The organism is Streptomyces sp. NPDC001219, assembly GCF_053597915.1.
In genome coordinates this window covers 21,484-31,559 of sequence record NZ_JBSFJF010000064.1, presented here as the reverse complement: position 1 = coordinate 31,559, position 10,076 = coordinate 21,484, and the positions used below count along the sequence as shown (strand labels likewise).

The 10,076-nt window shown below is 71.4% G+C and carries 6 protein-coding genes and 3 tRNA genes; 5 read left to right on the top strand and 4 right to left on the bottom strand.

Going from position 1 to position 10,076, the window contains the following annotated elements:
• From ACWC9R_RS30035 to ACWC9R_RS30025, 3 genes are all read right to left on the bottom strand, one after another.
• The coding region (locus tag ACWC9R_RS30035; protein ID WP_450736189.1) for a DEAD/DEAH box helicase at positions 1 to 1,818 on the bottom strand (1,818 nt) is incomplete at its 3' end.
• A gap of 246 nt (positions 1,819 to 2,064) precedes the next feature.
• Positions 2,065 to 2,661: a hypothetical protein gene (locus tag ACWC9R_RS30030; protein WP_450736188.1), complete on the bottom strand. Its 597-nt coding sequence runs from the start codon at positions 2,659 to 2,661 to the stop codon at positions 2,065 to 2,067.
• A 220-nt stretch (positions 2,662 to 2,881) separates the two neighbouring features.
• The gene (locus tag ACWC9R_RS30025; protein WP_450736186.1) at positions 2,882 to 3,232 is read right to left on the bottom strand and encodes a metallopeptidase family protein; all 351 of its coding nucleotides are present in this window, start codon (positions 3,230 to 3,232) and stop codon (positions 2,882 to 2,884) included.
• A 121-nt stretch (positions 3,233 to 3,353) separates the two neighbouring features.
• Here ACWC9R_RS30025 and ACWC9R_RS30020 point away from each other — a divergent pair, with 121 nt between their 5' ends.
• From ACWC9R_RS30020 to ACWC9R_RS30005, 4 genes are all read left to right on the top strand, one after another.
• Positions 3,354 to 5,030: a metallophosphoesterase family protein gene (locus ACWC9R_RS30020; RefSeq protein ID WP_450736184.1), complete on the top strand. Its 1,677-nt coding sequence runs from the start codon at positions 3,354 to 3,356 to the stop codon at positions 5,028 to 5,030.
• Between the two features lie 82 nt (positions 5,031 to 5,112).
• Positions 5,113 to 5,185 (top strand) — tRNA-Glu (locus tag ACWC9R_RS30015).
• A gap of 48 nt (positions 5,186 to 5,233) precedes the next feature.
• Positions 5,234 to 5,308, top strand: a tRNA-Asp gene (locus ACWC9R_RS30010).
• Positions 5,309 to 5,312: 4 nt separating this feature from the next.
• Positions 5,313 to 5,386: transfer RNA gene (locus tag ACWC9R_RS30005), tRNA-Phe, on the top strand.
• Between the two features lie 50 nt (positions 5,387 to 5,436).
• Here ACWC9R_RS30005 and ACWC9R_RS30000 read toward each other — a convergent pair.
• Positions 5,437 to 5,658 carry a hypothetical protein gene (locus tag ACWC9R_RS30000; protein WP_450736183.1) on the bottom strand — a complete coding sequence of 74 codons (222 nt, stop codon included), beginning with the start codon at positions 5,656 to 5,658 and terminating at the stop codon, positions 5,437 to 5,439.
• Between the two features lie 239 nt (positions 5,659 to 5,897).
• Between ACWC9R_RS30000 and hrpA the strand changes: the two genes are divergently transcribed.
• Positions 5,898 to 10,001: an ATP-dependent RNA helicase HrpA gene (hrpA, locus tag ACWC9R_RS29995; protein WP_450736181.1), complete on the top strand. Its 4,104-nt coding sequence runs from the start codon at positions 5,898 to 5,900 to the stop codon at positions 9,999 to 10,001.
• Positions 10,002 to 10,076: the final 75 nt, after the last annotated feature.

The following is a 10,076-nucleotide window of genomic DNA, read 5'->3' as shown; positions in this document are numbered from 1 at the left end:
CGAACGCCCACCGGAACGGTCATCGCGACGCTCACGGTTGAACCCGCCACCGGAACGCTCGTCACGACGGTCGAAGGAACGCCCACCGGAACGGTCATCGCGACGCTCACGGTTGAACCCGCCACCGGAACGCTCGTCACGACGGTCGAAGGAACGCCCACCGGAACGGTCGTCACGACGGTCACGGTTGAAGCCGCCCCGGTCGTCGCGACGGTCACGGTCGAAGGAACGGCCGCCGGAGCGGTCGTCACGACGGTCCCGGCGCTCGAAGTTGCCCCGGTCGTCGCGGCGCTCGTCCGACGCGGCCTGGGCCGGAACGGCGGCCTCGGCCACCTCGGCGGCGGCGGTCTCGGCAGCGGCGGCCAGCGCCTCGGCCGGGTCCTCGCCCCGCTCACGGGCGGCGCGGGCGGTCAGCCGGTCGGCCTCCTCGCGCAGCTCGGTGGCGCGGCGCTGCAGACGCTCCAGCTCGCGGGTGACCTCGGCCACCTCGCGCTCGGCCTGCTTGGCGGAGTTGTTCGCACCGTCGGCCTGGACCTCGGTGAGCGAGCGCGCACCGGTGATCCGGGCGACGTCCTCGTCGAAGGCACCGGAGCCGCCGACGATGTGGCGCGAGGCGTCCACGCCCGCGTCCTCCATCAGCCGGAAGATCTGGCGGCGCTGGTGCGGCAGCGACAGCGAGACGACGGTGCCGGACTGGCCGGCGCGGGCGGTACGGCCCGAACGGTGCAGGTAGTCCTTGTGGTCACCGGCCGGGTCGACGTTCAGGACCAGGTCGATGCCGTCGACGTGGATACCGCGGGCGGCGACGTCGGTGGCGACCAGCGCGTTGACGTAGCCGTCCTTGAAGTCCGCGAGGACCCGGGTGCGCGCGCCCTGCGTCATGCCGCCGTGCAGCGCGTCCGCCTTCACGCCGGACTCGACGAGCTGCTCGGCGATGCGGTCGGCGCCCAGCTGGGTGCGGACGAAGATGATGGTGCGGCCCTTGCGGGCGGCGATGGCGGCGGTGACCGGCGCCTTGTCCTTCGGCTTCACGACCAGGACGTGGTGGGTCATGGTGGTGACGTTGCCCTGGGCGCTGTCGACCTCGTGGCTAACCGGGTTGGTCAGGTAGCGCTTGACCAGCGTGCCGATCTCGTTCTCCATCGTGGCGGAGAACAGCATCCGCTGGCCGCCCGCGGGCACCTGGTCCAGCAGCTCGGTGACCTCGGGCAGGAAGCCCAGGTCGGACATCTGGTCGGCCTCGTCGAGGACCGCGACCTGGACGTCCTCCAGGGAGCAGGCGCCACGGTTGATGATGTCGCGCAGCCGGCCCGGGGTGGCGACGAGGATGTCGACGCCGCGCTCCAGGGCGTAGATCTGGTTGCCCATGGACGTACCGCCGCAGACGACCTTCATCTTCAGGCCGAGCACATCGCCGTAGGGCTGGAGCGCGTCCGCGACCTGCATCGCGAGCTCACGGGTCGGGGTGAGGATGACGGCGCGCGGCTTCTTCTTCTCGGTGCGGCCGTCGGCCAGCGTGGCCAGGGTCGGCAGACCGAAGGAGAGCGTCTTGCCGGAGCCGGTGCGGCCACGGCCGAGGATGTCCTTGCCGGCCAGGGCGTCCGGGATGGTCGCGGCCTGGATCGGGAAGGGGGTGGTGACGCCGTTCTGCGCGAGCTTGCGGACGACGCCCTCGGGCAGTCCGAGGTCGGCGAAGGTGACGGTGTCGGTGGCGGCTTCCGCCGCGTCGGTCTCGGGCGCCTCGTCGGCCGCCGTCACCTCGGGAACCGTCTGCTCGTCGAGTGCGGGCATGACGGACTGCTCAGTGGAAATGGACATGCGAAATGCGAAACCTTCCGGAGTCTCGGCACGCGCCCAAACTCCGTGTGTTTCACACGACCGCCTCTATGCGGTCAGCCACGGCAAGGGAGAGAACGCGCCACGCGGCGCGCTTCTGTTCTGGCGCCGGGCAAATGGGATCAAACGATCTACCACCATACGCACTCCGCCCCCCGGATGGCAAATGACCTGCGGGCCGGGCCGTCCGCTCCCCCGGACAAACCCGTCCGCGCCGCCCGGAACCCCTCACGCCTCCTCGTCGTAGAGCCCCGACTGCTCCGACTGTGACGCCATCGGCGAGACCGGTGACGGACCGGAGGCATGGGAGCTCGGCGGCGGCGGAGGACTGCTCGCCGGCGGGCTCGGCTGCGCGGGTGGCGTGCTGGGCGGGGCCGAGGCCGGCGGGGTGGCCGGGTGGTCGGGGCGGGGCGGCGAGGGCTCGGTGTGGCCGGGGCGTCCGCCGTGGCCGCCGGAGCCGTCGTGGCCGCCGCCCGCGTCCGGCTCGGGGCCGGACGGCTGCACGGGGTGGGACGGCGTACCGGGCTCGGACGGCTCCGGCTTCTCGCTCTTCGACCGCTTGCCCGCCTTGCCCTTGCCGCCGGCCCGGCGGTCCTCGCCGTCGCGCCCCATCCGGCGCGGTCCGTCACCACGGCCGTCCACGGTCACCCCGTTGGGGCCGGTCCCCGCGTCCTTGCCGTCGTGCCGCGCGGTGCTGCCGGACGGTTTCGGCTCCTCCGGGTCGCTCACGCTCATACAGCCGGCCAGCGCCGCGGCCAGCGCGGAGACGGCCATGGCCGCGGCGGCGGCACGGGAGCGCACCCGGACCGCGGGCGAACGCGGCACGGGCGCGGGGGCAGGGGACGACGACGGGGACGGTGTCGGCGTCGGGGACGACTGATGGTGCGGGCTCGGGCGCACGGCGGGACCTCCGGATCATCCGGAACGCAGGGACGGCGGTACGGACGCCCTGCCCAACTCCCGCCCCCCGCCCGAGGACACGCGCCACGCCCGGCGGATCGCACCGGGCACGCGGTTTCCGGGGGCCGGCGGCCCTCCCGGCCTCCTAGCCGTAGCCCAGCGCGTGCAGCCGCTCGTCGTCGATACCGAAGTGGTGCGCGATCTCATGAACGACCGTCACCTCGGTCTCCGCGACCACGTCCTCGCGGGTCGCGCACATCCGCAGCGTCGGCCCCCGGTAGACCGTGATCCGGTCCGGCAGCACCCCCGCGTACCACTCCCCCCGGTCGGTCAGCGGCGTCCCCTCGTAGAGCCCGAGCAGCTCGGGCTCCTCGGCGGGAGGTTCGTCCTCGACGAAGACCGCCACGTTGTCCATCAGCCGGGTCAGCTCCGGCGGAATCCGGTCCAGCGCCTCGGCGACCAGTTCCTCGAACTCCTCGCGCGTCATTTCCAGCACACCACCATTCTCCGCCACGGCGCCTCCCCACCGATCGTCGCGGCCCGCCCGCCGCTCCGCACCCCAACCGGAAGCCGCCGTTCCTCGCTTAACGGGCACCGGGGACGGGCATACGGGACCAATGGCCCGCGCAGCGCGCTCCCGGACACCGACCTCCGACACCCCGCGAAGCCCCCTGCACCGCCTGCTCCCCACCGGCCTGGGCGGGCTGCCCGCCCTCCCGGCAGCCGTCCGCCGCTCCCGCCGTACGGCCCCCTCCCCGCTCGACGGCACCCCGCACCGCCCCTGGCGCTCCGCGCTCGGCCTGACCGCCGTCACCGTCATCGGCGCCGGGCTGGGACTGCTGCTGATCGGCGGTATCCGGGTCCCCGTCGGCCCGATGGACACCAGCATGGCGCTGCGCCCCTCCCTGACCGGCGGCACCCGGATAGACGTCGCGCCGCTCGGCGACCTGGAACTGCGCAGCCACCACGCGCCCCTGCGGCTCGACGTCGACGTCGACCGACTGGACCCGGTCCGCTCCCAGGCGCTGGTCGACCACCCCGAACGGTTCGCCGGCCTCCAGGCCGAGGTCACCCACGACGTCACCCGCGGCGCCCTGGGACTGGCGCTGCACTCCTGCGTCGCCGTGACGTCCGGCGCCACCGCGCTGGCCCTGGCCGTCTACCGCCGCCCGCGCCGCGCCCTGGCCGCCGGCGGTCTGGCACTCACCCTGCTGGCCGCCTCCGCGGGCACCGCCTACGCCACCTGGAACCCCGAGTCCGTACTGGAGCCGAAGTTCTCCGGACTGCTCACCTCGGCCCCCTCGGTGGTCGGCAACGCCCGGAGCATCGTCAGCGAATTCGACGTCTACCAGAAGGAGTTGGCGCGCCTGGTGACCAACGTCACCAAGCTCTACGACGCCACCTCGACGCTGCCCGCCTACCAGCCGGACCCCACCACCCTCCGCGTCCTGCACGTCTCCGACATCCACCTCAACCCGGCCGCCTGGCGGATCATCGCCTCCCTGGTGAAGCAGTACCGGATCAACGTGATCGTCGACACCGGCGACACCATGGACCACGGCTCGGCCGCCGAGAACCACTTCCTGGACCCGGCCTCCACCCTCGGCGCCCCCTACGTGTGGGTGCGCGGCAACCACGACTCACGGGGCACGCAGAAGTACCTGACCGGCCGCCGCCACGTCACCGTCCTCGACCACGGCGAGGTGACCCGGATCGCGGGCGTACGCATCGCGGGCGTCGGCGATCCGCAGTTCACCCCGGACCGCTCCGTCGTGGCGGCCGGCGACCCCGCCGAGCGCACCGCCGGCGGCCACCTCGCCGACGCGCTGCGCACCCAGCGGCTGGCCGGCACCCCCGTCGACATCGCGCTGGCCCACAACCCCGCCGCCGTGACCGAGGCGGACGGCCTCGCCCCGCTGGCACTGGCCGGCCATCTCCACCACCGCGCACACACCCTGCTCCCCCAGGGCACCCGGCTGATGGTCCAGGGCTCCACGGGCGGCGGCGGTCTGCGCGCGGTGCACAACAAGAAGCCCGAGCCGGTCCAGGCATCGGTGCTCTATCTGGACCGCACGACGAAACGGCTGCAGGCGTGGGACGAGATCACCCTCGGCGGACTGGGCCTGTCCCGGGCCGAGGTCAGCCGCCACCTCCCCCACGAGAACCAACCGGGCGCCACGCCTTCCCCGTCCGGCTCCCCGCCCTCGGCGGCCCCGTCCGCCAGCCCGCCGTCCGGCCCCTCGTCCGGCCCTTCCGCGCGCCCGGCCAGGAGTGCTTCCGACCGCCCCCGCTAAACCGTTTTGGCGAACCGTCCTCCCATCCCATATGCTTCTCACGTCCCCGACGGCGCCGGTAACGACGCCAAGGTGGCCACCAGCCCTCATCGTCTAGTGGCCCAGGACGCCGCCCTTTCAAGGCGGTAGCACGGGTTCGAATCCCGTTGGGGGCACGCAACATCGTGTGTGAGAATGGCTTGCGCCGCTTTCGCACAATGCAAGGTCCTGTGGAGCAGTTTGGAGTGCTCGCCACCCTGTCAAGGTGGAGGCCGCGGGTTCAAATCCCGTCAGGACCGCTGCGGCTGGGTAGCTCAGTTGGTACGAGCGATCGCCTGAAAAGCGATAGGTCGCCGGTTCGACCCCGGCCCCAGCCACACCCATTGGAAAAGGGCCCCGATTCATCGAATCGGGGCCCTTTTCGTCGTTAGGCGATATCGGCGCTCTCGGAGCGTTCATGCTTCGGCTGCCAGAAAACCAGCCCGGCACCCCAGGTGATCGCCCCTGTCGCTGCGAAGCCCATTGCCATCTTCACCAGCCGCACATCACCCTCCCAGTCGTGCGGCGCGCCGAACACCAGCCAGGCAGCGAGGGCGATACCGGCGACCATCATGACAACGCCCGCAACGCGTCGTATTCCCTTATCCATACGGGCATTCTCGCGTACACGACAATGCTGCCGTCATCCCCTTTTCCGACATCTGCCCGCTTGTCGCCGCCATCCGGACGGCGGTGCCGCCGCGCCGAAAGGCGGGTGGCCCCGCGCGGCAGCCGGGCCCGGCGGGGTCCCCGGCGGGCGGTCCGGCGAGCGGTCCGGCGGTCAGGGCGGCGCCCGCCCCGGCAAATGGTTCGCCAGTCGTTCAGGCGAGGTGAGATCCTGGGGGACGTATGTCCAGTCAGCCTGCCTCCGCCCTGCCCGACGGCTCTGCTCCCGCGCTGCCCGGCACCCCCGCTCCCGGCCTCTCCGACCTGCTGGAACGTCTGCCCGAGCTGATGCTGCGCGATCAGCAGCGGCTGGGGCGACGGCTCGACGGTGCGCGCCGTATCCGTAAGCCCGAGGCCCGTGCGGCGGTGCTGGCGGAGATCGCCGGCGGTGTCGACGAGGCGGAGCTGCGGGTCGAGCAGCGGCGCGCCGCGGTACCCGAGATCACGTATCCGGAAGAGCTGCCGGTCAGCCAGAAGAAGGACGAGATCCTCACCGCGATCCGCGACCACCAGGTCGTGATCGTCGCCGGTGAGACCGGCTCCGGCAAGACGACCCAGATCCCCAAGATCTGTCTGGAACTCGGCCGTGGCGTCCGGGGCCTGATCGGGCACACCCAGCCGCGCCGGATCGCGGCCCGTACCGTCGCCGAGCGGGTGGCCGAGGAGCTGAAGACCCCGCTGGGCGAGGCCGTCGGCTGGAAGGTCCGCTTCACCGACCAGGTCGGCGGGGACACCCTCGTCAAGCTGATGACGGACGGCATCCTGCTCGCCGAGATCCAGACGGACCGGGAGCTGCGCCAGTACGACACGATCATCATCGACGAGGCGCACGAGCGCAGCCTCAACATCGACTTCATCCTGGGCTATCTGGCCCAGCTGCTGCCCCGGCGCCCGGACCTCAAGGTCGTCATCACCTCGGCGACCATCGACCCGGAGCGGTTCGCCCGGCACTTCGGCAGCTTCGCGTCCGTAGGGGCGGCGCCGGACCGCGCCGGTTCCCGGGACGGCGCCTCCGGGAGCGAGGAGGAGACGCGGCCGAGCGCGCCGGTCGTCGAGGTCTCCGGCCGGACCTATCCGGTGGAGGTGCGCTACCGCCCGCTGCTGGAGGAGGGCGGCCAGGACGCGGACCGCGACCAGATCACCGCGATCTGCGACGCCGTGGACGAGCTGCGGTCCGCCGGGCCCGGCGACATCCTGGTCTTCCTCTCCGGCGAGCGGGAGATCCGCGACACCGCGGACGCGCTCAACAAGAAGAACCTCCCGGCCACCGAGGTCCTCCCGCTGTACGCCCGGCTGTCGCACGCCGAGCAGCACCGCGTCTTCCAGCGGCACACCGGCCGGCGGATCGTGCTGGCCACCAACGTCGCCGAGACCTCGCTGACCGTCCCGGGCATCAAGTACGTCATCGACCCGGGCATGGCCCGGATCTCCCGCTACAGCTACCGCACCAAGGTCCAGCGGCTGCCCATCGAGCCGGTCTCCCAGGCCAGCGCCAACCAGCGCAAGGGCCGCTGCGGCCGTACCAGCGACGGCATCTGCATCCGCCTCTACTCCGAGGACGACTTCCTCTCCCGCCCCGAGTTCACCGACGCGGAGATCCTGCGGACGAACCTCGCCTCCGTCATCCTGCAGATGACCGCGGCCGGTCTCGGTGACATCGAGAAGTTCCCGTTCATCGATCCGCCGGACCGCCGCAACATCAAGGACGGCGTCGACCTGCTGAGCGAGCTGGGCGCGCTCGACGCCAAGCAGAAGGACCCCAAGAAGCGGCTGACGCCGATGGGCCGCAAGCTCTCCCAGCTGCCGGTCGACCCGCGGCTGGCGCGGATGGTGCTGGAGGCGGACCGTAACGGCTGTGTCCGCGAGGTCATGGTCATCGCGGCGGCGCTGTCCATCCAGGACCCGCGCGAGCGGCCCGCGGACAAGCAGCAGCAGGCCGACCAGCAGCACGCCCGCTTCAAGGACGAGACCTCCGACTTCCTCGCGTTCCTCAGCCTCTGGCGGTATGTCCGCGAGCGGCAGAAGGAACTGTCCTCGTCGGCCTTCCGCCGGATGTGCCGCGGCGAGTTCCTGAACTACCTGCGGATACGCGAGTGGCAGGACATCTACTCCCAGCTGCGTTCGGTCGCCAAGACCATGGGCATCCACCTCAGCGAGGAGGACGCGGCCCCGGAGCACATCCACACCTCCCTGCTTTCCGGTTTGCTTTCGCATATCGGCCTCAAGGACACGGAAGCCAAGAACGACTATCTGGGCGCCCGCAGCGCCAAGTTCGCGGTCTTCCCCGGCTCCGCGCTCTTCAAGAAGCCCCCGCGCTGGGTGATGTCCGCCGAGCTGGTCGAGACCTCCCGCCTGTGGGCGCGGGTGAACGCCCGGATCGAGCCGGAGTGGATCGAGCCGCTCGCCCAGCACCTGGTCAAACGGACGTACAGCGAGCCGCACTGGGAACAGAAGATGGCCGCGGTGATGGCCTACGAGCGGGTGACGCTCTACGGCGTCCCGATCGTCGCCCAGCGCAAGATCGCCTACGGCCGGATCGATCCGGAGACCTCGCGCGACCTGTTCATCCGCAACGCCCTGGTCGAGGGCGACTGGCGCACCCACCACCAGTTCTTCCATGACAACCGCAAACTCCTCGGCGAGGTCGAGGAGTTGGAGCACCGCGCCCGGCGCCGCGACATCCTCGTGGACGACGAGACGCTCTTCGACTTCTACGACCAGCGCATCCCGGCGGACGTGGTCTCCGGCGCGCACTTCGACGCCTGGTGGAAGACGAAGCACCGCGACGAGCCGGAGCTGCTGAACTTCGAGCACTCCATGCTCATCAACGAGTCCGCCGAGGCCGTCACGAAGGACGACTACCCGGACTCCTGGCGGCAGGGAAAGCTGAAGTTCAAGGTCACCTACCAGTTCGAGCCGGGTGCGGACGCGGACGGTGTGACCGTCCACATCCCCCTCCAGGTCCTCAACCAGGCCTCCTCCGAGGGCTTCGACTGGCAGATCCCCGGCCTGCGCGAGCAGCTGGTGACGGAGCTGATCCGGTCCCTGCCCAAGCCGATCCGGCGCAACTATGTCCCGGCCCCGAACTTCGCGGCCCGCTTCCTCGACTCCACGGTTCCCCTGCAGGGCGCCCTGACGGCCTCTCTGGCCGCGGGGCTGCAGCGGATGGTCGGCGTGCCCGTGGAGGCCGCTGACTTCGACACCGCCAGGGTCCCGGACCACCTCAAGATCACCTTCCGGGTGGTCGACGAGCGGCGCCGCAAGCTCGCCGAGGCCAAGGACCTGGAGGCGCTGCGGCTGCAGCTCAAGCCGAAGACCAGGGCGGCCATCTCCAAGGCCTTCGAGCAGGCCGCCGAGCGGCCCGCCGGGGACCGCAAGGGCGGCGGGGGCGACGGACGGGCGCCGGGCGCCCCCGAGCAGCGGACCGGGCTGACGTCCTGGACCCTGGGCACCCTGCCGCGCACCTTCGAGACCCGGCGGGCCGGCCAGCCCCTGAAGGCCTACCCGGCGCTGGTCGACGAGGGCAGCAGCGTCGCCGTACGCCTCTTCGACACCGAGGCCGAGCAGCTCACCGCGATGTGGGCGGGCACCCGCCGGCTCATCCTGCTGAACATCCCGTCCAATCCGGCCAAGTTCGCCCAGGGCAGGCTGAGCAACCAGCAGAAGCTGGCGCTGTCCCGTAATCCGCACGGCTCCATCGCGGCGCTCTTCGAGGACTGCGTCACCGCCGCCGCGGACCGGCTGATCGCGGCCCACGGCGGCCCGGCGTGGGACGAGGAGTCCTTCCGGAAGCTGTTCGACGCGGTCCGCGCCGACCTGGTGGATGTCACCCTGAAGACCATCCAGCAGGTCCAGGAGGTGCTGGCCGCCTGGCAGGCCTGCGAGCGCCGGCTGAAGGAGACCACCTTCCCCTCCCTCCTGCCGTCCCTCACGGACATCAAGGAACAGCTGGCGACGCTGATCAGGCCCGGCTTCGTGACGGCGCACGGCGCCAAGCGGCTGCCGGACCTGATGCGCTATCTGGTGGCCGCCGACCGCCGTCTGCAGCAGCTGCCCACCCACGCCGAGCGGGACCGCACCCGTATGGCGAAGGTGAAGGAGATGCAGGACGAATACGCCTGGCTGCTGGAGCAGTTCCCGCAGGGCCGCCCGGTGCCGGCCGCGGCCCTGGAGATCCGCTGGATGATCGAGGAGCTCCGGGTGAGCTACTTCGCACACGCCCTGGGGACCGCGTACCCGGTCTCCGACAAGCGGATCGTGAAGGCCGTGGACGCCGCCGCGCCGTAGGAAACAGGGCTTCCGGTAGCGAGTTCGACCGCACCCCCTGACCTGCTGTAGAGTCTTGCTTCGCAGCCCGCCGCA